21 protein-coding genes are annotated in these 22,380 nt (G+C 64.1%); 14 read left to right on the top strand and 7 right to left on the bottom strand.

Going from position 1 to position 22,380, the window contains the following annotated elements:
• Positions 1-38: 38 nt before the first annotated feature.
• Complete coding sequence (locus IZU87_RS03740; RefSeq protein ID WP_213113712.1) at positions 39-764, bottom strand: 16S rRNA (uracil(1498)-N(3))-methyltransferase; 726 nt, start codon at positions 762-764, stop codon at positions 39-41.
• A 197-nt stretch (positions 765-961) separates the two neighbouring features.
• On the opposite strand from IZU87_RS03740, the gene phaR reads away from it, so the two are divergent.
• From phaR to IZU87_RS03760, 4 genes are all read left to right on the top strand, one after another.
• On the top strand, positions 962-1,480 hold the full coding sequence (gene phaR / locus IZU87_RS03745) for a polyhydroxyalkanoate synthesis repressor PhaR (protein ID WP_043334733.1): 519 nt from the start codon (positions 962-964) through the stop codon (positions 1,478-1,480).
• 165 nt (positions 1,481-1,645) lie between these two features.
• Positions 1,646-2,938 carry a phosphoribosylamine--glycine ligase gene (gene purD, locus IZU87_RS03750; protein WP_213113713.1) on the top strand — a complete coding sequence of 431 codons (1,293 nt, stop codon included), beginning with the start codon at positions 1,646-1,648 and terminating at the stop codon, positions 2,936-2,938.
• 259 nt (positions 2,939-3,197) lie between these two features.
• Positions 3,198-3,653, top strand: coding sequence for an acyl-CoA thioesterase (locus IZU87_RS03755; RefSeq protein WP_192838638.1), 456 nt, complete (start codon positions 3,198-3,200; stop codon positions 3,651-3,653).
• Positions 3,653-4,525 (top strand): phosphoribulokinase, encoded by an 873-nt coding sequence (locus IZU87_RS03760; protein WP_043334728.1) that lies wholly within the window; start codon positions 3,653-3,655, stop codon positions 4,523-4,525. The genes IZU87_RS03755 and IZU87_RS03760 overlap by 1 nt, the downstream gene beginning before the upstream one ends.
• Positions 4,526-4,559: 34 nt before the next feature.
• On the opposite strand, the gene IZU87_RS03765 is transcribed toward IZU87_RS03760, so the two are convergent.
• On the bottom strand, positions 4,560-5,390 hold the full coding sequence (locus IZU87_RS03765) for an RIO1 family regulatory kinase/ATPase domain-containing protein (protein WP_213113714.1): 831 nt from the start codon (positions 5,388-5,390) through the stop codon (positions 4,560-4,562).
• Positions 5,391-5,611: 221 nt separating this feature from the next.
• Here IZU87_RS03765 and IZU87_RS03770 point away from each other — a divergent pair, with 221 nt between their 5' ends.
• Positions 5,612-5,953, top strand: coding sequence for a histidine triad nucleotide-binding protein (locus IZU87_RS03770; RefSeq protein ID WP_043334727.1), 342 nt, complete (start codon positions 5,612-5,614; stop codon positions 5,951-5,953).
• A 242-nt stretch (positions 5,954-6,195) separates the two neighbouring features.
• Positions 6,196-6,861, top strand: coding sequence for a 2-polyprenyl-3-methyl-6-methoxy-1,4-benzoquinone monooxygenase (gene coq7, locus IZU87_RS03775; protein ID WP_205700843.1), 666 nt, complete (start codon positions 6,196-6,198; stop codon positions 6,859-6,861).
• A gap of 166 nt (positions 6,862-7,027) precedes the next feature.
• Here coq7 and IZU87_RS03780 read toward each other — a convergent pair whose 3' ends face one another.
• Positions 7,028-7,381 (bottom strand): hypothetical protein, encoded by a 354-nt coding sequence (locus IZU87_RS03780; RefSeq protein WP_052384715.1) that lies wholly within the window; start codon positions 7,379-7,381, stop codon positions 7,028-7,030.
• Between the two features lie 336 nt (positions 7,382-7,717).
• Positions 7,718-8,341 carry a hypothetical protein gene (locus IZU87_RS03785; protein WP_213113715.1) on the bottom strand — a complete coding sequence of 208 codons (624 nt, stop codon included), beginning with the start codon at positions 8,339-8,341 and terminating at the stop codon, positions 7,718-7,720.
• A gap of 471 nt (positions 8,342-8,812) precedes the next feature.
• Between IZU87_RS03785 and IZU87_RS03790 the strand changes: the two genes are divergently transcribed.
• The 6 genes from IZU87_RS03790 (at position 8,813) to IZU87_RS03815 (ending at position 13,577) form a co-directional block, all read left to right on the top strand.
• Positions 8,813-9,310: a PepSY domain-containing protein gene (locus IZU87_RS03790; protein ID WP_213113716.1), complete on the top strand. Its 498-nt coding sequence runs from the start codon at positions 8,813-8,815 to the stop codon at positions 9,308-9,310.
• A 136-nt stretch (positions 9,311-9,446) separates the two neighbouring features.
• A complete protein-coding gene (locus tag IZU87_RS03795; protein ID WP_043334723.1) occupies positions 9,447-10,145 on the top strand; it encodes a response regulator transcription factor in 699 nt (232 codons plus the stop codon).
• Complete coding sequence (locus tag IZU87_RS03800) at positions 10,142-11,506, top strand: sensor histidine kinase (protein ID WP_043334721.1); 1,365 nt, start codon at positions 10,142-10,144, stop codon at positions 11,504-11,506. Before IZU87_RS03795 ends, IZU87_RS03800 begins: the two co-directional genes overlap by 4 nt.
• Positions 11,507-11,848: 342 nt before the next feature.
• Positions 11,849-12,514 (top strand): ankyrin repeat domain-containing protein, encoded by a 666-nt coding sequence (locus tag IZU87_RS03805; protein ID WP_052384714.1) that lies wholly within the window; start codon positions 11,849-11,851, stop codon positions 12,512-12,514.
• A 26-nt stretch (positions 12,515-12,540) separates the two neighbouring features.
• A complete protein-coding gene (locus IZU87_RS03810) occupies positions 12,541-13,038 on the top strand; it encodes a hypothetical protein (protein WP_213113717.1) in 498 nt (165 codons plus the stop codon).
• Positions 13,035-13,577 (top strand): retropepsin-like aspartic protease family protein, encoded by a 543-nt coding sequence (locus tag IZU87_RS03815; RefSeq protein WP_213113718.1) that lies wholly within the window; start codon positions 13,035-13,037, stop codon positions 13,575-13,577. Before IZU87_RS03810 ends, IZU87_RS03815 begins: the two co-directional genes overlap by 4 nt.
• A gap of 133 nt (positions 13,578-13,710) precedes the next feature.
• Here IZU87_RS03815 and gnd read toward each other — a convergent pair whose 3' ends face one another.
• From gnd to IZU87_RS03830, 3 genes are all read right to left on the bottom strand, one after another.
• Positions 13,711-14,694 carry a phosphogluconate dehydrogenase (NAD(+)-dependent, decarboxylating) gene (gene gnd, locus IZU87_RS03820; RefSeq protein ID WP_043334711.1) on the bottom strand — a complete coding sequence of 328 codons (984 nt, stop codon included), beginning with the start codon at positions 14,692-14,694 and terminating at the stop codon, positions 13,711-13,713.
• Positions 14,695-14,862: 168 nt separating this feature from the next.
• A complete protein-coding gene (locus IZU87_RS03825) occupies positions 14,863-16,116 on the bottom strand; it encodes a ribonucleotide-diphosphate reductase subunit beta (protein WP_043334709.1) in 1,254 nt (417 codons plus the stop codon).
• 277 nt (positions 16,117-16,393) lie between these two features.
• On the bottom strand, positions 16,394-19,294 hold the full coding sequence (locus IZU87_RS03830) for a ribonucleoside-diphosphate reductase subunit alpha (protein ID WP_054555290.1): 2,901 nt from the start codon (positions 19,292-19,294) through the stop codon (positions 16,394-16,396).
• Between the two features lie 599 nt (positions 19,295-19,893).
• On the opposite strand from IZU87_RS03830, the gene IZU87_RS03835 reads away from it, so the two are divergent.
• Together IZU87_RS03835 and IZU87_RS03840 are read left to right on the top strand one after the other, a co-directional pair.
• Complete coding sequence (locus IZU87_RS03835; RefSeq protein WP_213113719.1) at positions 19,894-20,604, top strand: winged helix-turn-helix domain-containing protein; 711 nt, start codon at positions 19,894-19,896, stop codon at positions 20,602-20,604.
• Between the two features lie 3 nt (positions 20,605-20,607).
• Positions 20,608-22,269: an ATP-binding protein gene (locus IZU87_RS03840; RefSeq protein WP_213113720.1), complete on the top strand. Its 1,662-nt coding sequence runs from the start codon at positions 20,608-20,610 to the stop codon at positions 22,267-22,269.
• Positions 22,270-22,380 lie beyond the last annotated feature (111 nt).

Here is a 22,380-nt window from a genome sequence, read left to right on the forward strand (position 1 = left end):
CACCTCATCTATGACCTGCTTTTATGAACTGGCGCTCTTCAGCCCAGACGTGCCAATAGCGCCGTGACGGCCGTCTCGACGCGCAGGATGCGCTCACCCAGATGTACCCCTTCAAAGCCTGCCGCCATGAATTTCTCGACCTCATAGTCCACGAAGCCGCCTTCCGGGCCGATGGCCAGCATCACCGGCTCGCGGACGGCGCGTGGGCATTCATCCGGCATGCCCGGATGGGCGATGATGCCACGCGGAGGCGTGCCTGATGCTGGCATCATCAGTGCCGGCAGGCGGTCTTCCACGAAGGGTTTGAACAGTTTCTCGTGGGTCACTGTCGGCATGATGGTGTCACGCGCCTGCTCCAGTCCCAGCACCAGATGCTGGCGAATCTTGTCTTCCTTGAGCTCTGGCGATTGCCAATAGCTCTTCTCGACCCGTCGCGTATGCAGCAGGGTGATGTGCTTCACGCCCAATGCCGTGACGTGTTCCAGCGAGCGTGCCAGCATGCGCGGGCGCGGCAGCGCCAGCAGCAGATGCACGTCGAGTGGCGCCGGCGGCTGACGGTCCAGCGTCAGGCTGAATTCGGCGCTGTCCGCGTCCAGTCGCTCCAGACGGCCACGGCCGATCAGGCCGCCCTCCACTCCCAGCGTCATCTCGTCGCCGACGCTGGCACGATGCACCTCACGCAGATGGCGCAGGCGGCGCGGGTCCGTGACACGTGCATGGTCCTGAGCGGTCAGGTCGTCAGCGCCGAGCAAAATCAGATTCATGGCAATACCGGGGCAGTGGAGGGCAGGATGCATCGCTTACAGACAGCGGCAAGCGGGCGTTATTCTAGCATGTCGTGCATGCTGACCCGACGGGGACAGCGTTGGCATGGCGTCAATGGCTGACGCGTGGAGACGCCTTTTCTTGCAGTCCCCCCCCTTGAGTGCACAATGAAGAAAAATCGACAGGAGCCTGACACGTGCGAGTGATCCGCAAATATGCCAATCGGCGCCTATACGACACCGAGCAGAGCCGCTACGTGACCCTGGAAGACCTGCGCAGCCTGGTGCTGGCGGAAGAGGTCTTCAAGGTCGAGGACGCCAAGAGCGGTGAGGACCTCACGCGCACCATCCTGCTGACCATCATCATCGAGCAGGAGCAGGGCGAGGGCGAGGCCGAGGTCTTCTCCAACGAGCTGCTGGAGCAGTTCATCCGCATCTACGCGATGGCCAAGCCATTGCCGCTGGCCGGTTATCTGGAGCAGGGCACGCGCCTGATGATGGAACAGCAGCAGCGCATGCAGGAGCAGTGGTCCCAGGCCATGCGTCACTCGCCGATGGAGATGATGCGCGAGGTCGCCGAAGAGAACCTGCGCTTCTGGCAGCAGGCCATGGGCGCTGGCATGGGCGCTGGCAAGAATGCCTCACGCTCACAGCCGAGTGATGCGGATGCGGCGCCTGATGAGTCGGACACGCCGCCGGACGATGAGCGACGCTGAGTGTGACGCCGTGTCAGATCCAGCTTTCACATAAATTAATCGTGATGTGAAAAGGGGCGCCCCGAGCAGGGCGCCTTTCTGCCATAATGCGCAGCCTGATATTTCCTCGGTAGCTCGCGCCATGCGGGTAGCCCTGATCCTCACTGGCTCATGAAGGTTGAAAAGATGAAGGTCCTGATCATCGGCGGCGGTGGCCGCGAACATGCGCTGGCCTGGAAGGCCGCCCAGTCATCCCGTGTCGAGGAGGTCTTCGTGGCGCCCGGCAATGCGGGTACGGCGCGCGAGTCCAAGCTGACCAATCTGGCGATTGCCGCTGACGATCTCGATGCGCTGGTCGCCTTCGCGCGTGACAACGCCATCGAGCTGACCATCGTCGGCCCGGAAGCGCCGCTGGTGATCGGCGTGGTCGATCGCTTCCGCGAGGCGGGGCTCAAGTGCTTCGGCCCGACGGCCGGTGCCGCCCAGCTGGAAGGCTCCAAGGCCTTCACCAAGGACTTCTTGGCGCGTCACGCCATCCCGACCGGCGACTACGCGACCTTCGCGGAGGTCGATGCGGCGCTTGAGTATCTGGCGGCCCATCCGGCGCCCATCGTCATCAAGGCCGATGGCCTGGCGGCGGGCAAGGGTGTCGTGGTCGCGATGAGCGACGAGGAAGCCCGCGCCGCGGTGCGTGACATGCTCGAGGACAACGCCTTCGGCGATGCCGGCGCACGTGTGGTGATCGAGGAATTCCTCGACGGCGAGGAAGCCAGCTTCATCGTGATGGTCGACGGCGAGAACGTACTGCCGATGGCCACCAGTCAGGATCACAAGCGCGTCGGCGAAGGCGATACCGGCCCCAACACCGGCGGCATGGGGGCCTACTCTCCGGCGCCGGTGGTGACGGCTGACGTTCACCAGCGCGTGATGGACGAGATCATCCTGCCCACCGTGCGTGGCATGGCGGCTGAAGGCCATCCCTATACCGGCTTCCTGTATGCCGGCCTGATGATCGATGCCCAGGGCGCGCCGAAGATCATCGAATACAACTGCCGCTTCGGTGACCCGGAAACCCAGCCGATCATGGTGCGTCTGAAGTCCGATCTGGTCGCGCTGTGTCTGGCCGCCGAAGACGGGCGTCTCGACACCCAGGCCTGCGAGTGGGATTCCCGCGCGGCGGTCGGCGTGGTGCTGGCAGCTGGCGGCTACCCGGCCAGCTACCGCAAGGGCGATGTCATCAGCGGCTTCGACGCTGCCGAAGCGACCGGCTGCAAGGTCTTCCATGCCGGCACCGCCGAGCAGGACGGCCAGGTCGTCACCAGCGGGGGTCGCGTGCTGTGCGTCACCGCACTGGGCGACAGCGTCGCGGCGGCCACCGAGCGTGCCTATGAAGGCGTCGATGCCATCAGCTGGCAGGACATGCTGGTGCGTCGCGACATCGCCTGGCGTGCCATCGCTCGCGAGCGCGGCGATAGCTGAAAGCGCTGAGTCGCACGGGCCATCGCCCCGCGACATGCCTGCTTCACGACAAGACCCGGCCTCAGGCCGGGTCTTGTCGTTGGGGTCTCTCTCGACGCCCTGAGCGCCTACGACCATCGTGTCGGGGTCTGGTCATGTCGGTGTCGGGCATGCGATAACCCTAGTCATCCTATATTCCTTCTTGAGGCTGGCCGGCGTCGAAAGATGGCGTCGCCGTCCGCCCTGAACCCTTTTCCTGTCTCGCCGACAAGGAGTCTGCATGGACCGTATCCGGCTTGAATTTCCGGTTTCCCGCCTGGTACATCGCCACCCGATGACGATTCGGGTCAGCGACATCAACTATGGCCAGCACCTGGGTCACGACAGCGTGGTCAGTCTGGCGCACGAGGCGCGGGGCCAGGCCTGGCAGGCGCTGGGCTTCCCCGAATGGAACATCGATGGGCTGATGAGCATCGTCGCGGATCTCGCCGTGCAGTATCAGGGCGAGGGCAGGCTGGGCGACGCCCTCATGGTGGAAACGGCCATCGACAGCGTGTCCGGCAAGGGGCTTGGTGTCCATCACCGCCTGCTGCGTGTCAGCGATGACGCGGTACTGGCGACGCTGCGCGTCGGGCTGGTGTTCGCTGGCGAGCAGGGGCTGGCGGAACCGAGTGCGCGCGCCAGTGCCGCCATCGAGCAGGCTGTCTCTGCCATGTCGTCCCGGGTAGCCAACTGATGTCGCGGGAATATCCGATCATCGCCGTGACGGGGTCTTCCGGCGCGGGCACCACCACCGTCATGCGCACCTTCGAGCGCATGTTCTCACGTGAGGCGATTCATGCCGCCTACGTGGATGGGGATGCCTTTCACCGTTACACCCGTGACGAGCTGGTGCGCATGTTTCAGGAGGCGCCGGAGCGCAAGCGCGAGCTGTCTCACTTCGCCGTCGAGGCCAACCAGCTGGATCGTCTGGAAGCGCTGTTCGTCGAATATGGCGAGCAGGGCTCCGGCACGCATCGCCACTACATCCATGCCGAAGACAAGCGCATGATCGAGGCCGGCTACAAGGTCGGCACCTTCACCGAATGGCAGTCGCTGCCGGACTGTACGGACCTGCTGTTCTACGAGGGGCTGCATGGCGGGCTGGTGACGCCGGAGCATGACATCGCGCGTCATGTCGATCTGCTGATCGGGGTGGCACCGACCATGAATCTGGAGTGGATCCAGAAGATCGATCGCGACACCAAGCTGCGCGGGCACTCCCAGGAAGCGGTGGTGGACACCATCCTGAGCCGCATGGATGACTACGTGCGCTATATCCAGCCGCAATTCTCACGCACGCACATCAACTTCCAGCGCGTGCCGACGGTGGATACCTCCAACCCCTTCGAGCCGCAGGATATCCCGACGGATGCCGAGTCGATGGTCGTCATCCATTTCCGCGATCCCGGCAGTGTCGACTTCCCGTTCCTGCTCGCGATGATCCAGGGCTCGTTCATGTCGCGCCCGCATACGCTGGTGGTGCCCGGCGCGCTGATGGCACTGGCCATCGAGCTGATCATCACGCCGCTGGTCAAGAGCCTGCTGGCACAGCGGCGGTTTCGCTAGCGGGAGACATGAAGGGCTCTGGGCTCGGGCTGGCTCAGTGCTTGCGGCCCTTGAGGCGTGGCAGGATGCCTTTCTTCCAGATATGCAGGGTGCGATTCAGGCGGCTACTGCGGATCAGCAGGTGCGCCTCGCGGGTGCTCAACGGCAGGCCGAGGGTTCGTTGCTTGAGCTTCAGCGAGTGACGCAGGTCGAAGCGGCGCATCATGCGCGCGAGGGTGGCCGTGCCCGGCAGGCGCGGCAGGCGAATGGCAGAGGTGAAGTCGATCAGGACCGGCACGCCATCGCGCAGCACGATGTTGGAGCCACGGATGTCGTTGTGGGCCATCTGGCGCTGATGGAGTTGCTGCACGACGAGAATCAGCTGCTGACTGAGGCGGGCATCCGTCACGTCATCCAGGGCGGCGTCACTCAGCAACGGTCCTGGGATGTACTCCATCGCCAGCGACAGCGGTGACAGGCGCGCCACGGCGCGGGGGGCGTGTGTCCAGTCGCCCAGACGCTCGAGCATCTTCAGCTCGTGGCGTACCAGCCAGCGTGCCACCAATGCCGCCGGCGTGCCGGCATAGCGGCGATAATCCTTGCAGACCACCGGCTGGCCATTGAGGTGCGTGATATAGACCTCGGCCTTGAGAAAGCCCTTGGCACGCTGCAGGAACTCGCCCGGGACCTGCTCGCCGTCAACACGCGTGATCCTGGGCGCGGCACGCAGTGCCGCCCGCGCCTTCTCGGCGCGCGTGGGCTCAGCGCGATCGACGGCGGGGGCGCCGACAGTGGCCGGTCGTGTCTCGCCGTGAGCACCAAGGCCGGCCTCCAGTTCGTGGTTGGCCTTGCGCAGGGAGGAATCTTGGCGAGTGAACACGAGCATGACGGTCGGCTTCTCGTTAGCGGGATAACAATGATTATCCTACTGCTTTCCTCATTCGCCCACTGGCAGCGGTGAATCAGTCTGTTTCCCTAAAGGCGACATTGCTCTGTTCACAAGCTGGCCCGCGTTTTCCTGCGTCTGCCCTTGGCCTGTTGCCCGGCTGGCGCTACGCTGGCAGGCCACGCTGCCGTGGGTAGCCTCACTTCAAGGGAGAAGGTGTCATGGACTGTCTGTTCTGCAAGATCATCAATCGCGAGATTCCCGCCGATATCGTCTATGAGGATGATGAGGTGCTGGCCTTCAATGACATCAATCCGCAGGCGCCGACCCATGTGTTGATCATCCCCAAGCAGCACATCGCCACGCTCAACGATATCGAGGAGCATCAGCTGGCCACGGTAGGGCGCCTGCAGTACACCGCCGCCAGACTGGCGAAGGACTACGGTTTTGCCGAGGGCGGTTATCGCGTGGTGATGAACTGCAATGAAGATGGCGGCCAGACGGTCTATCATATTCATATGCACCTGATGGGTGGTCGCCGCTTCACATGGCCGGCTGGCTGAGCCGGCATAGAGCAGGCGCCTGTACCGGCGGTTCGCGGGCAGGTAGCGGCTAGCGATAACAAGCGCGCGGCACACAGGCGCATACCGGCAATGTCGTGAAAACGGCATTGCCGGTTTTTCATTGGGGAAGCCACGGCGCAAGGGAGCCGGTCAGGCCTCGCCCGGCGACACTCTGCCCCTTACCGTCGCGGGCTGGCTTGCGTAAGATGGCCTCATTGCTCACGCCGTGCAGGAGTCTTCCCATGCCGCATTCCGATGCCATTTCGGCGCAACGTCATCATAGCCGCGCCGATCAGTTGATCCATCAGTTCGACACCGTACTGCGTACCCTGGTGCCACATGCCGCCCAGCCGTCGCGTCCCTCTCCGGCGGGCGACATCCATGACGAAGCGATCAGCGACGAAGAGCGTCAGCACGCCGCTGGCCTGATGCGCATCAATCACACTGGCGAGGTGTGTGCCCAGGCGCTCTATCAGGGCCAGGGTTTCACGGCGCGTCTGCCCGAAACGCGCACGCAGATGGAGCTGGCCGCTCAGGAAGAGATCGACCACCTGGCCTGGTGCGATGCACGACTCGTCGAGCTGGATGCCAATACCAGCCTGCTCAATCCGCTGTTCTACATGACGAGCTTCGCGCTCGGGGCAGCAGCGGGTGCCATCAACGACAAGGTCAGCCTCGGGTTCGTGGCTGCGACCGAAGAGCTGGTCGGCGAGCACCTGTCGAAGCACCAGCAGACGCTGCCCGAGGGTGATCAGCGCTCACGTGCCGTGTTGCGCCAGATGGAAATCGACGAAGCCCATCATGAGCAGTGGGCGCTGGAAGCCGGTGGTCATCGCTTCCCTGGGCCGCTGAAGAGCGCGATGCGCCTGATGTCCAAGGTGATGACGGCCAGCGTCTATCGGGTGTGATGGTCAGACGCCGGAGCTTGCCTTGGCAGCTTCAGGACGCTGCAACGCACAAAGGCCGCCCCATGGGGCGGCCTTTGTGTTTTGGGCGAACGTCGTGATGATCAATACGAGACGATCATTGCGAGTCGGTCAGTGTGAGACGCTCAGCGGTCTCTGGCGTCAGGGCTTATTCCTTGACCTGATACTCACCGTCCAGCGTCTCGGTGCTGCTGCCGTCTTCACGCGTGGCATCACGCGAGTAGTTCTGGCGGCCACTGGCCTTGTCCTGGGCCTCCTGCATGCGCTGCTGCATCTCGCTCATGCGCTTTTTCATGCGACGGCGGATGAAGGGCAGCATGATGATGCCGAGTACCATCATCACCAGCGCCGCGAACAGGCTGAAGATCATGACCACGCCACCGATCAGCCAGGCGGCGACCAGCTTGAGGCCGGACAGGCCATTGGAGGGGCGTTGGTTGCCTGCATTGGCCTGCCATTGGCGAGCCTGGTTCCACAGAGTGTTGTGCTGTTGGCCTTGCATGTGTCTTCTCCACGATAGAGCCGGGCCGTCAGGCCGGGCGAGGATGACCCGATAGGTGAAAGTGGGTGGTCGGGGATATCGGGTCAGGAAACAGGGGTATTGCCCTCCCGGCGCAACGGGTATTCGTGCTCTGGGCCGGGGGATGGGTAAGTGGGGCTCGATGCGACGCACTTTTGCATGAGGCGCTTGATGGCATCGGGCGGCCGGTTGACTCGTTCAGCATCGAAGTTGGCATCGTTGCCGTCAAGCGGCTTCGGCGTTGATCCAGCGCTGGATGTCGGGTTCAGTCCTCGAACCACTTCAAGGCACGGCGGCTGGACAAGCGGGTCGATCAGTTCACGGCCGGTAATCCGGATTCATGGACACGCTGGCGGCGAGGTTGAAAGCGTTGCCCGGCAGCGGCATGTTCAATGTCATCCGTTGCGGCCTGCCTTGCGCATCGCGCCCGTGAATCTGGATGGCGTGCGCAGCGACTTCGACGCTCTGTACACTCTTGATGCCGTCGACAGCGGCAAAATTCAAGGTCTGGCGCATGCTGTCGCCATCGATGGCCTTGTCGCCGGGCGCGGAATCACTCTGGCGCAGCGCTTCGCTGATGAATTCTCCATCGGCGAGATTGATGGCCAGTTCCATCTGCCACCCATTATGCCCCCAGCCCGTGAACTGAACATGATCGTCGCGGATATCCATCGTGCTGAATTCCATCATGCCCTTGCGACTGGCGTGGATCATCATCTGCGTGAGCAGCTCTGGCGCGAGCCCCTGGGGAGACGCGGCGTCAGAGATATCTGTCGCAGGCTTTCCGGCTGTGCGGGTGGCGGCCGTGTCCAGCGCGCTATCCTCGGCATCATCGCCGAGCGTGGCGTGCGCCTTGCCGTCATCTGAGTGCTCGCTGGTCGAGGGCCCTTTTGCAGAGAGCCCTGCGGTCGAGAGTTCTGCCGCCGACAGCTGATGGCGCACCGGCAGGTCCTCGATGCCATTGGCATAGGCGGGAGCCGAGCCCAGCATCAAGCCGAGTGCGCTGACGCCCAGGCCGTGTCGCCAGTGCTGGACTGCGCGGCTGGCGAGCCAGAAGCGTGACGGGGCGGCGCCTGCGGCCGAGGATGGCGGCTGTCGGGATGCGGAGTCTGATTCACGAACCGGAGCAATACGGGACGCGGCTGATGGGGACATGACACCCTCCTCAAGGATGGCTGGGCATGGCGCTCACTGTGGGCCAGGCGACCTTGCGCGACGCTGAGACGTGAATTCATCTGAGGTTCATTGCCTCCTGTCAGTCTCTGCATCACAGGGTCAGTGGTTGCTCTCGCGTTGGTCCGCGTTGTTCCAACGCAGGTTTGATTGCACATTCCGTTGCTAGATTGAGCGCCACGCGCAAGCGCCCGCCTTGGGCGCACACCAGCCCCGCCGTCATTCACGAGGTTCCTCTTCATGCAGACTCCCCACAAGGCTCAGCCAGACGCCCGTGCAGCGCGTGGCAGTCAATGGCGGCAACGCTATGTCTGGCTGTGCCTCGGGCTCGGGAGCCTGCTGGTCGGAGCACTGGCACTGCCGCCGCATGCGCTGTGTGACAGCGAGCGCTGGCGCAGCCTGCACGACGAAGTCGCCGCCGGACGTGTCATTTCGTTGTCCGAGCTGCTCGATAGCCTCGAGCGCGACTGGCTGGGTCAGGTGGTTGAGGTGGAACTCGAAGAGACGCATGGCGAGCTGATCTATGAGGTCGAGATGCTCGGGCCACAGGGCCAGATGGCCAGATTCACCGTGCGTGCCTCGGATGGCAGTCTGCGTGAGGTGCGCGGCGTCAATCTGGATGCCATGCGTCGCGCTGGCAGCGGTTCCTTGTCTGAGCCCCTGACCAGGCCCCTGCCCGAGACGACCGACGCGCCGCTCGTGACTGACGGCGCCAATGCCGAGGCCGAGAGTCAGTAGGACGAGGCAGGCAGTGCCAGCGCAGGCTGTGACAAGGGCGCCGAGGGTGCCTGGCGGCCCTGAGGAACGGTATGCTAGTGCCATTGTCCATTGCGCCACAGGTAGAACGCCGCTTGCGTCAGGAGCCCGAGAATCGATGAAGATATTGCTGGTTGAAGATGACATGCCGTTGGCCGAAGCGCTGATGGCGCGCCTGGGGGAAGCCGATGTACTGGTCGAGCATGCCACCACCGGGGGAGACGCCGACTTTTTGATCCAGACCGAGAGCTACGATGCCGTAGTGCTGGATCTCGGCCTGCCGGACGGTGATGGCACGCGCTGGCTGGCCCAGTGGCGGGAAGCCGGCATCGAGGTGCCGGTGCTGGTGCTGACCGCGCGCGAGCGCTGGTCTGACAAGGCCGCCGGCTTCTCTGCCGGCGCCGATGATTACGTCACCAAGCCCTTCGAGACCGCCGAGGTCATCTTCCGTCTGCGCGCCTTGGTGCGTCGCTCTCGCGGCCATGCCCACCCCGTGCTCAAGCTGGGTGATCTGGCCTGCGACACCCACGGCGGTACCGTCAGCCTGGCGGGGCGCCCCGTGTCGCTGACCGCTCAGGAGACGCGCCTGCTGATGCACCTGATGCACGCCGTGCCTGGCGTGGTCAGCCGTTCTGAACTGGTCGAGCATGTCTATGACCGCGACCACGAACCCGATTCCAACGTCATCGATGTGCAGATCAGCCGTCTGCGCCGCAAATTGGGTGCCGAGCGCATCGAGACGCTGCGCGGGCGTGGCTATCGTCTGCGTGATCCGGACGCCGAGACACAGACGCCAGCGGATGGCAGCGACGCATGAAGCCACTGTCCGTCGGCCGCCGCTTGCTGGGCGGCTCGCTGGTCATTGCCTTGATCGTCATGCCGCTGACCGGGCTCGGTCTGGCCTGGAGCTTCCGTGACGCCGTGACTACCGCCTTCGACCAGCGCCTGCTGTCGCTGTCGAAGGTGCTGATCGCCGCCATCCAGTTCGACCGCGAGAAGGGCCGCCCCGGCCTGACACGCTCGCTGGGCGACCCGCGCTTCGATCAGGCCTATTCGGGCTGGTACTGGCAGATTTCCGATCGCAACGGCAATGTGCTGACGTCGCGCTCGCTGTGGGACCAACGCCTGCCGCCGCTGGAAGACATGGACAAGGGCGTCATCATCAGTCGTGACCTCAAGGGCCCGCGCCATCAGGTGTTGCGCTCCCTCGAGCGCGATATCCGCCTGCCCGGCCGCAACCAGCCACTGCACGTGATGGTGGCGGCCAGTCGTAGTGAGGTCGACGCCGAGGTCGCGCGCTTCGAGTGGCTGCTGGCGGGCGCGCTGGTCGCGCTGGCATCGCTGTTGGTGTGCGGCTCTGCCGCGCAGATCAGCTGGGGGTTGGCGCCTCTACGGCGCCTGCGGGCTCGCCTCAAGAAGGTCGCCGACGGCGAGGCGGAACGGCTGGAAGAGACCCGCCTGCCGCCGGAACTGACCGAGCTGACCCGCGCCATCAATGCCGTGCTCGAGCGAGATCAGCGCTTGATCGAGCGCGGTCGTGCGGCGGCCGGCAATCTGGCGCATGCCCTCAAGACGCCGGTCAGCGTGCTCAAGGCCCAGTCCGAGCGCTTCGACGGCGAGGACCGTGCGCGGATCGACGCCGAGCTCAAGCGCATCGATGAAGCCGTTCGCCACCACCTGGCGCGTGCCAGTGCCGCGGGTGGCGCGCACCTCAGCGGGCGCATCAGCCTGCGTGAGGCGGCGGGGCCGGTCTTCGAGGGACTCGGGCGCTTGGCGAGCCGGCGTGGCATCACGCTCAGTCTGGCGCTGGAGGACGACGCCAGCGTGCGGGTCGACCCGCAGGATCTGCAGGAAATGGTCGGCAACCTGCTCGAGAACGCCTTGCAGTGGGCTCGTCAGCAGGTGCGCGTCAGCAGCGAGACCCGCGATGGCGGCGTGCTGTTGATCATCGAGGACGATGGCCCCGGCATGAATGAAGAAGAGGGCGCTGCCGCGCTGGGGCGTGGGGCGCGTCTTGATGAAGGGCGCTCCGGTTCCGGTCTGGGGCTGGCGATCGTCGATGATCTGATGGCGCTCTACGGGGGCGAGCTGGCACTGGAGCGCTCCAGTCTGGGCGGCCTGGCGGCACGCGTCTGGCTGCCGAGCTCCCCGCTGGTCGGGGCGCAGCCGAAGGAGTGACAGGGCGCCGCCTCGTTTATCGGCGGTCTTGTCTTGATAGCTCAGCGCTATCACAGCCATCCCGAGAGATGATTGGGCGCGGCTAGGACGACACCGTATTCTGACGGTGTCCGGCTGGCAGCCGGACGGGCTTCGTTTCTGAGTCTCGTCTGCCGCGCCCTGCGGTGATGACGAACTGGCGCTCCTTCGGGAGCGCTTTTTTTTGGCCTGTCATTCGTCGCGCCATGCCTGATCGGCGATGCTCAAGGCGCCAATTGAACGCTGGCGGAGCTAACGGTCACGCTCAGGATCGCATAGGCTGTCAGAGAGTAAGCATCCGTTGCCGGGCGTCAGGAGGTGGTGATGAAGGACATGACAATGTGTGCTCAGCATGGCGATCTGGAGGGCCTGGCACAGGCATTGGCCGCTCCCGATGCGCACGAGCGAGTCAATGACGTGGATTATCGTGGGCGCTCGCCATTGCTGGTCGCGGTGCAGGCCAATCAGCCGGAGGCGGTGGAGGCCCTGCTGGCCGCCGGCGCCGATTGCGAGCAGACCGATGCCCTGCACGACACCCCCCTGCTGGCCGCGGCCGCACTCGGCTATGGCCGCTGCCTGAGCCGGCTGCTGGCGCATGGCGCCTCGGCGACGGTGCTCAATCGCTTCTCTTCCACTGCGCTGATGTCGGCCAGTGAGCGTGGTCATGCCGATATCTGTCGTCAGCTGCTCGAGGAGACCGATGTCGACGTCAATCACCAGAATACGCTCGGCTGGACGGCACTGATCGAGGCCGTGTTGCTGGGGGATGGCGGCGTTGACTATCAACGGGTCGTCGAGCAGCTGCTGGCCCACGGTGCCGACGTCAATCTGGCGGACGCCGAAGGTGTCACGCCGCTGGCGCATGCGCGCTGGCGCCAGTTCGAGGCGCTGAGCGAGAGGCTGGAAGCGGCCGGCGGACATGAGCAGGGCGTGGCCCATGACGTGAGCGACGACGTCCAGGCCCGTACCTCGACACCGCGTCGTGCATGATGGCACCGACCACAAGGAGGCATCGCATGGCGTTGACCTGGGGACTGATCATCATCGGTATCGCCTTGCTGCTGCTCGGCGGCTATCGCTGGCAGCAGGCGCAGTCCTTCGCCCGCAACAGCGCGCAGGTGATGGGCGAGGTCATCAACCACGACCGCACGCTGCACGTCGAAGGGCGTAGCCCGATCCATCTGCCCAAGGGTGGCAAACTCAGCGAGGATGAGGCCCTGGCGATGGCGGGTCTGCCGCCGGGTGGGCGCTTCAATATCGAGTCGATCCAGTATGCGCCCGTGGTGCGCTATCAGGATCAGCGTGATGGCTGGCACGAGATCATCTCGCCACTGGCGGTGCCCTCGCCGACACCCGCCGTGGGGGAGAGCGTGGCGCTGGTCTATCGCCTCGATGCCCCGCATGAGGCCAGCCTGCCGGGGACGCGCGGCTGGCTGATCGGGGTGCCGTTGATTCTCGGCTTCGCACTGTGCGCCGTCGGCCTGCGTCTGCTGTTGCGGGGTGGTGGTGGATGAGTGATTCAGGGGGCGGCGCGACCCGCCGTTATGGTGTCGGCATGCTGGTGCTGTGCTGGGCGCTGATTCTCGCCATGCTGGTGTGGTGGTTTCAGGGCCAGCTTGATGAGCGTACCCGGCCCAATGCCTCGCTGGCTGGCCAGTCGCTGTCATCTGGCGAGCCACTGACGCTGTCGCGCAATCGCTCAGGGCACTTCGTGGCCCCCGGCACGATCAATGATCAACCGGTGACCTTCCTGCTCGATACCGGCGCCACCTACGTCTCGGTGTCCGAAGCGCTGGCCGAGCGCCTGCAGCTGCCACGCGGGCGGGATGCGCGCTTCACTACCGCCAATGGCGTCAGTCACGGTGCCCTGACCACACTGGATACCGTCAGTCTGGCGGGACTCAGCCAGCGCGAGGTGCGCGGGGCCATCGTGCCGGGCATGCACGATGAGGTGGTGCTGCTGGGAATGAGTTTCCTGGGGGAGTTCGATATCAACATGCGCGGTCAGCAGATGACGCTGACGCCGGTGGATGGCGCTGGCGGCGGCCGATAACGCCAGTGGCCGACGCTGACCCAGAGGGCTCCTGACACTCCACCGCTCTGCCAGCAGGCCCCGCAAACGACAACGCCCCGCTCATGATCTCCAGGAGCGGGGCGTTTCACGTCTGGCGTGTCAGAGCAGGTGCTCAGTCTTTTCTGGGCGGCTCGACATGGCCACCGAAGCCGAAGCGCATCGCCGACAGCAGGCGGTTGGCGTAGGTGTTTTCCTTGCGCGAGCTGAAGCGCGAGAACAGCGCATTGGCCAGCACCGGCACCGCGACACCCTGTTCGACGGCGGCATCGACGGTCCAGCGGCCTTCGCCACTGTCGGAGACGGCACCGCTGTAGTGGTCCAGACGCTCGTCACCGGCCAGGGCCTGGGCGGTCAGGTCAAGCAGCCAGGAAGACACCACGCTGCCACGACGCCACACCTCGGCGATATCGGCCAGATTGAGGTCGAAGCGCTGATCTTCCGGCAGGGCGTCGGAGCCCTTGCTCTGCATCAGCTCGAAGCCCTCGGCGTAGGCCTGCATCAGGCCGTACTCGATGCCGTTGTGGACCATCTTCACGTAGTGACCGGCACCGACCGGACCGGCGTGGATGTAGCCGCGCTCGGCGCGTTCATCCGGGGCGTTGCGGCCCTTGGTGCGCTCGAGATCGCCATAGCCCGGGGCGAGGGTATCGAACAGCGGCTCGAGATGCTCGAACACGGCCTTCTCGGCACCGATCATCATGCAGTAGCCGCGCTCCAGGCCCCACACGCCGCCGGAAGTGCCCACATCGACGTAGTTCAGGCCCTTCAGCTTGAGGGCCGTGGCACGGCGGATGTCGTCCTTGTAGAAGGTGTTGCCGCCATCGATGATGGTGTCGCCGGCTTCCATCAGCTCGGCAAGCGTGGCGATGGTCTGCTCGGTGATCTCGCCAGCCGGCAGCATGACCCAGACGGCGCGCGGCGCCTCGAGCTGCTGAACCAGTTCCACGAGGCTATCGACGTGCGTCGCACCGTCGGCAACCAGTGACTGGGCGATTGCCGCGTCACGATCATGGGCGACCACTTCGTGGCCATTGCGCATCAAGCGACGAGCGATATTGCCGCCCATGCGGCCGAGTCCGATGATACCGAGTTGCATGTTCGTTCCTTTCACGTGAAGCCGGGGAGAGTCGGGACGGCGCGAAGCCTACCCTGTGCGGGCGCTGGACGCAAAAACGGGCCATATCAATGACATGGCCCGTTGGGGTGCTCAGCAGAGGCAGGCGTCAGTCGCGTGCCTGTCTCTGGGAGAGGGAGTGATCAGCGATCAATCCCAGCTCAGGGCACCGCCGACCTGATATTCGGTGACGCGCGTCTCGAAGAAGTTCTTCTCCTTGCGCAGGTCGATGATCTCGGACATCCACGGGAACGGGTTCTTGGCGCCCGGGAACTGCTCCTTGAGGCCCAGCTGCGCGAGGCGACGGTTGCAGATGAAGTGGAGGTATTCCTCCATGATGGCCGCGTTCATGCCCAGTACGCCGCGCGGCATGGTGTCACGCGCGTATTCGATCTCGAGCTGGGTGCCTTCCAGAATCATCTGGGTGACTTCGTCCTGGAATTCGGCGGTCCACAGGTGCGGGTTCTCGACCTTGATCTGGTTGATCACGTCGATGCCGAAGTTCAGGTGCATGGACTCGTCACGCAGGATGTACTGGAACTGCTCGGCGACGCCGGTCATCTTGTTGCGACGGCCCATGGACAGGATCTGGGAGAAGCCGCAGTAGAAGAAGATGCCTTCGGTGACGGCGTAGAAGCCGATCAGGTTGCGCAGGAATTCCTGGTCCGCTTCCGGTGTACCGGTGTGGAAGTCGGCACGTGCCAGCGCCTGGGTGTGCTTGAGGCTCCAGGCGGACTTGCGCGCCACGGAGTCCACTTCACGGTACATGTTGAAGACTTCGCCTTCGTCCATGCCCAGTGACTCGATGCAGTACTGGTAGGCGTGGGTGTGGATCGCCTCTTCGAAGGCCTGACGCAGCAGGTACTGGCGGCACTCCGGGTTGGTGATGTTCTTGTAGACGGCCAGCACCAGGTTGTTGGCGACCAGCGAGTCGGCAGTGGAGAAGTAGCCCAGCGAGCGCATCACGATCAGGCGCTCGTCTTCGGTCAGGCCGTCCTGGCTCTTCCACAACGCGATGTCCGCGTTCATGTTCACTTCCTGCGGCATCCAGTGGTTCGCGGAGCCGTCGAGGTACTTCTGCCATGCCCAGTCGTACTTGAAGGGCACCAGCTGGTTGACGTCGGCGCGCGCATTGATCATGCGCTTCTCGTCGACCTGAATGCGCTGGGCACCCATTTCCAGTTCTTCCAGACCCTTGGCCACGTCGAGATCGTCCAGCGCCTGCTGGGCGCGGGCGATGCGCTCGGCATCGCTGATCGCGTAGCCTTCGCTGTTCTCGCTCGCGACGACAGCGTCAGCCGCCGGGGCAGCGGCGGGAGCTTCGGCCTGCGGCGCCGGTTTGGCCGTCGCCGGCTTCTCGGCAGCGGGGGCTTCGTCTTCGTGGAAATCGTCCCAGTTCAACATGTTGCGTTCCTCGTATTCGGTGATGATCACGCGGGCAGTCAGCGTGACGAAAAGGCAGGGGCGGTGCGTTCTACGACGCGAGCGCCATCGAGTGGCGTGGCTCCCACAGGGAGTCAGGCCCGGGCTTGTTTCGAGGGAATGTCAGGAGGCAGTGATTGTGGGTGGCGGCACAAGACCGAGCGGGGCTCGGTCTTGTGGATTTGCCGCAATCCGCCTGCAAGGTGTGTCCTGGCAGGCGGTGAGTCAGCGTCAGCGGACTCGGGTCTGGCGCAATCGCTTACTGACAGGCCTCACAGCCCAACTCATCGATGTTGCTGGCGGAGGGGGCGCGCTGGCCGCTCTTGCCCTGCAGGAAATCTTCGATGCCGCGCGGTTCCGGCTTGGCTTCCGGTGCCGGGGTCGGCGCGGGAGCCGGTGCCGGAGTCGGTGCATTGCCGACGGCGTTGTGCTTGCTGCGATCGACAGTGGATTTCTCCACGGCGGTCGCACCCAGAGCACGGAGGTAATAGGTGGTCTTGAGGCCACGGAACCATGCCATGCGGTAGGTCACGTCCAGCTTCTTGCCGGACACGCCCTGGATGTACAGGTTCAGGGACTGGGCCTGATCGATCCACTTCTGGCGACGCGAGGCGGCTTCGACGATCCACTTCGGCTCGACTTCGAAGGCGTTGGCGTACAGCGCCTTGAGGTCTTCCGGGATGCGCTCGATCGGCTGCACGCTGCCATCGTAGTACTTGAGGTCGTTGATCATGACCTCGTCCCACAGGCCGCGCGCCTTGAGGTCGTTGACCATGTAGGCGTTGACCACGGTGAACTCGCCAGACAGGTTCGATTTGACGAACAGGTTCTGGTAGGTCGGTTCGATGGACTGCGAGACGCCACAGATGTTGGAGATCGTCGCGGTCGGCGCGATCGCCATCACGTTGGAGTTGCGCATGCCCTGGGTGCGGACCTTCTCGCGGATGTAGTCCCAGTCCTGGGTCTGGCTTTCGTCCATCTCGATGTAGTCGGCGCCACGCTCGGTCTTGAGCTTCTCGATGGAATCGATCGGCAGGATGCCCTGACTCCACAGCGAACCGTCGAAGCTTTCGTAACGACCACGCTCGGCGGCCAGATCACTGGAAGCTTCGATGGCGTGATAGCTGACGAGTTCCATGGATTCGTCGGCGAAGGTCACGGCTTCTTCGGAGGCATAGGCGATGGACTGCGCGTAGAGCGCATCCTGGAAGCCCATGATACCGAGGCCGACCGGGCGGTGACGCATGTTGGAGCGACGTGCCTGCGGTACGGCGTAGTAGTTGATGTCGATGACGTTGTCGAGCATGCGCACGGCGGTGCGCACCGACTTCTTGAGCTTGTCGCCATCCAGCTTGCCGTCGATGACGTGCTGCGCCAGGTTGATCGAGCCCAGGTTGCAGACCGCGATCTCGTCCTCGGAGGTGTTGAGGGTGATCTCGGTGCACAGGTTGGACGAGTGCACGACACCGGCGTGCTGCTGCGGGCTGCGCAGGTTGCACGGGTCCTTGAAGGTGATCCACGGGTGGCCGGTCTCGAACAGCATGGAGAGCATCTTGCGCCACAGATCACGCGCCTTGACGCGCTTGAACAGCTTCAGCTGGCCCTGACGGGTCATCTCCTCGTACTGCTCGTAACGCGCCTGGAAGGCCGCGCCGTACAGGTCGTGGAGGTCCGGGCAGTCGGACGGCGAGAACAGGGTCCACTCGGTGTCATCGAAGACACGCTTCATGAAGAGATCCGGCACCCAGTTGGCGGTGTTCATGTCGTGGGTACGACGACGGTCATCACCGGTGTTCTTGCGCAGGTCGAGGAATTCCTCGACGTCCATGTGCCAGGTTTCCAGATAGGCACAGACGGCGCCCTTGCGCTTGCCACCCTGATTGACGGCAACGGCGGTGTCGTTGACGACCTTCAGGAAGGGCACGACGCCCTGGGACTTGCCGTTGGTGCCCTTGATGTAGGAGCCCAGCGCACGCACCGGCGTCCAGTCATTGCCGAGACCACCCGCCCACTTGGAGAGCATGGCGTTGTCGCGGATGGCGCCGTAGATGCCGTCGAGGGCGTCCGGCACGGTGGTCAGGTAGCAGCTGGACAGCTGGCTGCGACGGGTACCGGCGTTGAACAGCGTCGGCGTGGAAGCCATGTAGTCGAAGCTGGACAGCAGCTCGTAGAACTCGATGGCACGGCCTTCGCGGTCTTCCTCGTTCAGGGACAGGCCCATGGCGACACGCATGAACATGACCTGCGGCAGCTCATAGCGCACGTCGTTCTGGTGCAGGAAGTAGCGGTCGTACAGGGTCTGCAGGCCGAGGTAGGTGAACTGGTTGTCACGCGTGTGATCGATGGCCGCGCCGAGACGCTCCAGATCGAAGGTGGCCAGTTGCTCGTCCAGCTGCTCGAAGGCGATACCGCTCTCGATGTAGGCCTTGAAGGCGACCGGGTAGTGGTCCTTCATCTCGCCGAAGGTGGCCTCGTCAGCGACCTTGAGGAAGCTCAGGGCTTCGCGGCGCAGGTTGTCCTGCAGCAGGCGGGCGGTGACGTAGGTGTAGTTCGGGTCCTTCTCGACCAGCGTACGCGCGGTCATCATCAGCGCGGTGGACACGCCATCGACCGGCACGCCGTCGTACAGATTCTTCAGGGAGTCATCGACGATCTTCTGGGCATCGACGTTGGAAAGCTCTGCGCAGGCATCGAAGACGAGGGTCTCGATACGGCCCAGATCCAGCGGGCGCACGCTGCCGTCGAGGTGCGTGACGTTGATGGTCGGGTGCGGCTTGGCGATGCCTTCGCTCTGGGCGCTGCGGGCACGAGCGTGCTCATCGCGGTACAGCACATAGGCACGGGCGACCTTGTGCTCGCCGGAACGCATCAGCGCCAGCTCGACCTGATCCTGGATGTCTTCGATGTGCAGGGTGCCACCGTCAGGCATGCGACGCTGGAAGGCGTCGGTGATCTGGCTGGTCAGCTGCTGAACCAGGTCGCGGATGCGCGAGCTGGACTCGACCTGATCGCCTTCCACGGCGATGAACGCCTTGGAGAGAGCGACGGAGATCTTGCTGGCGTCGAAGGCCGCAACATCGCCATTGCGCTTGATGACGCGCAGGCGCTGGGGGGCAGTCACATCGACTGTCGCCTGATCGGTGCTGAAAGTGGAATCCATGACGCCTTCCTGAATCGTCTGAAGGTGAATCGTTGCCCGTTAGGGCTCGAGGGCAATTCGTATCGGGGCGCAGGCTGAAAATTCCTGCCTGCGCCCGGGGATATTCTGTCGTTGTCAGCCTTGTCGTCGAGAAACTCGATCAGGCTCAGGCGGGGCAATCGGCGCCCGGGCTGAGCCTGATAGCGTTCATGAGACACGGTTCCAGCAGCCTTGCGTGACTGCCTTCCCATACGCTGATTCATGCTTTCGGGGCTTGACAATCGTCGCCATGATCTATGGGTGTCGATGTCGCCAAAACCCTACATATGGGGTGTGAGCTGATTTTGGACACAAGATAGTGTTGTTTGGTGGGGCGTGCAAGTGGATAACTTGTGGGTAAGGTGTGGTTGAAAATCCGGCCTTGCCGCTGGGGGATGTCAAGAGTTCAGGTGTTAAATTTTCTGCGCTCCGTCAATGCAGATGGTGCCTGCGCTGCTGGCGCGTAAACGCCCAAATTGGCGTATCATTCGTGACAAATCACCCTGAAAAGGTTACGACGTGGCACAGGAAAGTAACTGCTTGTGAGCTGCTGGCCACGTTGACCCAACGATGCGGATGGAATGCCCTTGGATACCAATGCGCAAGAACATGTATTGATTGTTGAGGATGACGAGCGTCTGGCGACACTGACGCGCGAATACCTCGAAGCCAACAACTTCCGCGTGAGCGTCGAGAATGAGGGCGCGCGGGCGGTGGACCTGATCATCAGTCTGCGCCCCGACATCGTGATTCTGGACCTGATGCTGCCGGGCGAGGATGGCCTGTCCATCTGTCGCCGCGTGCGGCCTCAGTTCGCCGGGCCGATCCTGATGCTGACGGCGCGTACCGATGACATGGATCAGGTGCTGGGCCTGGAGATGGGCGCCGACGATTACGTGCCCAAGCCGGTGCAGCCGCGTGTATTGCTTGCACGTATTCGGGCCTTGCTGCGTCGCGCCGATGGCCCCGAAGTGGCCGCCGGTGAGACGCGCCTGGTGTTCAATGATCTCGAGATCGACAACGCCACCCGTGAGGCATGGTTGGCGCGCGAGCGCATCGAGCTGACCAGTGCCGAGTTCGACCTGCTGTGGCTGCTGTCCTCGAACGCGGGTCGCGTGCTGACGCGCGAGGAAATCTTCTCTGCGCTGCGCGGCATCAAGTACGACGGCCAGGACCGCTCCATCGACGTGCGTGTCTCGCGCATCCGCCCCAAGATTGGCGATGACCCCAATCATCCTGAGCGGATCAAGACGGTGCGCAGCAAGGGATACCTGTTCGTCAAGGACCTCTAGACGATGCGCCGGGCTCTCTCCGACAGCATCTTCCTGCGTGTCTATGTCGCCTTGCTGGTGGCATTGGTGCTCACGCTGGGCATCGCGCTGGGTGGCTTTCAGCTGACCAACATGGTCCGGCTGGAGGCCTACCAGACGCGTCTGGGCGCGGCGCCGATGCGCTTGCTGGTGAGCCAGATCGCGGCCACGCCGGAGGCTGAGCGCGGGGCCTTCCTCAATCGGACCGCCCGCCTGCTGGATGGGCGGTTGTTGCTGGCACCGGCGGCGGTCTTTGACCTCAGCTGGTGGGAGCAGCGCCGCCTTGAGGCCGGGCGGCCGCTGGTGCGGCCCCATGATGATGCCGGCTGGCAGCTGCTGATGGCGGTGCCGGGCGAAGAGAGAGTACTGGAATTCCGGCTGCTGCATCTCGCGGAGCGGCAGTTGCGCGGGTTGATGGTGTCGCTGCATGACACCCTGCAACCCATGAATGCCGAGCGGCGCAGCGACTTGCTGGCCCAGCTGCAGCAGGCCTCCGGTCTGTCCTTCGCGCTGTTGCCGGACATTCCGCAGAATCTCGATGCACAGCAGGCCAGTCGCCTGGAGGCCGGTCGGGTGGTGCTCAACGTGGCCAGTCACGGTCAGGCGATGGCGCTCTATACTCGACTGGGTGACCGCGCCATGCTCAAGGTCGGGCCCATCCGTGGCTTCGAGACGACACCGCCGGCCTTGATCATCGCCATGATACTAGCGGTCATCAGTCTGCTGGGCGGCGTCATCTATCTGGTGGTGCGTTCACTGGAGGCGCGCCTGACGCGCCTGGAAAAGGCCGCGACCCGCATCGCGGGCGGCTATCTCGATACGCGGGTGCGCATCGAGTCCAATGACTTTCTCGGGCGTCTCGGCATGGCCTTCAATGGCATGGCCGAGCGGGTGCAGGGGTTGCTGGGCGCGCAGCAGGACATGATTCGGGCGGTCTCGCATGAATTGCGCACGCCGGTGGCGCGTATCCGCTTCGCGCTGCAGATGATCGAGGACATGGTCGATGATGATTTCGTCCAGCGTCAGATAAAGGGCGCAGACGGCGACATCGAGGAGCTCGACAAGCTGATCGACGAGATCCTGACCTACGCACGCCTCAACAATGCCGCCGGTATCCAGCTGGACCTCGGCATGGTGGATTGCCGCGAGATCGCGGAGCAGGTCTGCGAGACGCTGGCGCCGCTGCATCCTGAGTTGCTGCTGAGCATCGAAGGCGAGGCGCTGGAGGTCGAGGCCGAGGCACGCTATCTGCAGCGGGCGCTGCAGAATCTGGTCTCCAATGCCTGCCGGCACGCGGATTCCCGGGTACTGGTGCGCATCACCAGTGACCCGCAGGTGGTCAGGCTCGATGTCGAGGACGATGGCCCCGGCATCAACGAGGAAGATCGCAAGAAGGTTTTCAAACCCTTCGCGCGCCTGGATGATTCGCGTACGCGTGCCTCCGGCGGCTACGGGCTGGGGCTCTCCATCGTGCAGAAGATCCTGCATTCCCACGGCGGCAGCGTGGTGGTGGACAAGGGCAGGTCGCTCAAGGGCGCGCGCTTCAGCCTGTTGCTGCCACTGACCTCCAGCCAGCTGGAACGCAAGGCGCCTGTGCCCTTGCCGCCGGTCAAGCCGCCGTCACTCCAGGACGAGCACGCCACCTGATCACGACCGTTTGAGGAATCGGCCATGCGGCAATCTCCCTTGTCACTGCATCCTGACTTGATCGGCGCGTGGCGGCTCGAGCGTTTCTGATATGCCTGGCCGGATGGACGC

This window comes from Cobetia sp. MC34 (assembly GCF_018340035.1).
Lineage (GTDB): Bacteria > Pseudomonadota > Gammaproteobacteria > Pseudomonadales > Halomonadaceae > Cobetia > Cobetia amphilecti.

Coding starts and splice junctions, on each gene's coding strand:
- IZU87_RS03755 (WP_192838638.1), top strand. CDS start 3,198: ATGGACCGTATCCGGCTTGAATTTCCGGTTTCCCGCCTGGTACATCGC.
- IZU87_RS03800 (WP_043334721.1), top strand. CDS start 10,142: ATGAAGCCACTGTCCGTCGGCCGCCGCTTGCTGGGCGGCTCGCTGGTC.
- gnd (WP_043334711.1), bottom strand. CDS start 14,694: ATGCAACTCGGTATCATCGGACTCGGCCGCATGGGCGGCAATATCGCT.
- IZU87_RS03815 (WP_213113718.1), top strand. CDS start 13,035: ATGAGTGATTCAGGGGGCGGCGCGACCCGCCGTTATGGTGTCGGCATG.
- IZU87_RS03770 (WP_043334727.1), top strand. CDS start 5,612: ATGGACTGTCTGTTCTGCAAGATCATCAATCGCGAGATTCCCGCCGAT.
- IZU87_RS03830 (WP_054555290.1), bottom strand. CDS start 19,294: ATGGATTCCACTTTCAGCACCGATCAGGCGACAGTCGATGTGACTGCC.
- IZU87_RS03840 (WP_213113720.1), top strand. CDS start 20,608: ATGCGCCGGGCTCTCTCCGACAGCATCTTCCTGCGTGTCTATGTCGCC.
- IZU87_RS03740 (WP_213113712.1), bottom strand. CDS start 764: ATGAATCTGATTTTGCTCGGCGCTGACGACCTGACCGCTCAGGACCAT.
- IZU87_RS03795 (WP_043334723.1), top strand. CDS start 9,447: ATGAAGATATTGCTGGTTGAAGATGACATGCCGTTGGCCGAAGCGCTG.
- purD (WP_213113713.1), top strand. CDS start 1,646: ATGAAGGTCCTGATCATCGGCGGCGGTGGCCGCGAACATGCGCTGGCC.
- IZU87_RS03825 (WP_043334709.1), bottom strand. CDS start 16,116: ATGTTGAACTGGGACGATTTCCACGAAGACGAAGCCCCCGCTGCCGAG.
- IZU87_RS03805 (WP_052384714.1), top strand. CDS start 11,849: ATGAAGGACATGACAATGTGTGCTCAGCATGGCGATCTGGAGGGCCTG.
- IZU87_RS03810 (WP_213113717.1), top strand. CDS start 12,541: ATGGCGTTGACCTGGGGACTGATCATCATCGGTATCGCCTTGCTGCTG.
- IZU87_RS03790 (WP_213113716.1), top strand. CDS start 8,813: ATGCAGACTCCCCACAAGGCTCAGCCAGACGCCCGTGCAGCGCGTGGC.
- IZU87_RS03760 (WP_043334728.1), top strand. CDS start 3,653: ATGTCGCGGGAATATCCGATCATCGCCGTGACGGGGTCTTCCGGCGCG.
- IZU87_RS03765 (WP_213113714.1), bottom strand. CDS start 5,390: ATGCTCGTGTTCACTCGCCAAGATTCCTCCCTGCGCAAGGCCAACCAC.
- IZU87_RS03780 (WP_052384715.1), bottom strand. CDS start 7,381: ATGCAAGGCCAACAGCACAACACTCTGTGGAACCAGGCTCGCCAATGG.
- IZU87_RS03835 (WP_213113719.1), top strand. CDS start 19,894: ATGCCCTTGGATACCAATGCGCAAGAACATGTATTGATTGTTGAGGAT.
- coq7 (WP_205700843.1), top strand. CDS start 6,196: ATGCCGCATTCCGATGCCATTTCGGCGCAACGTCATCATAGCCGCGCC.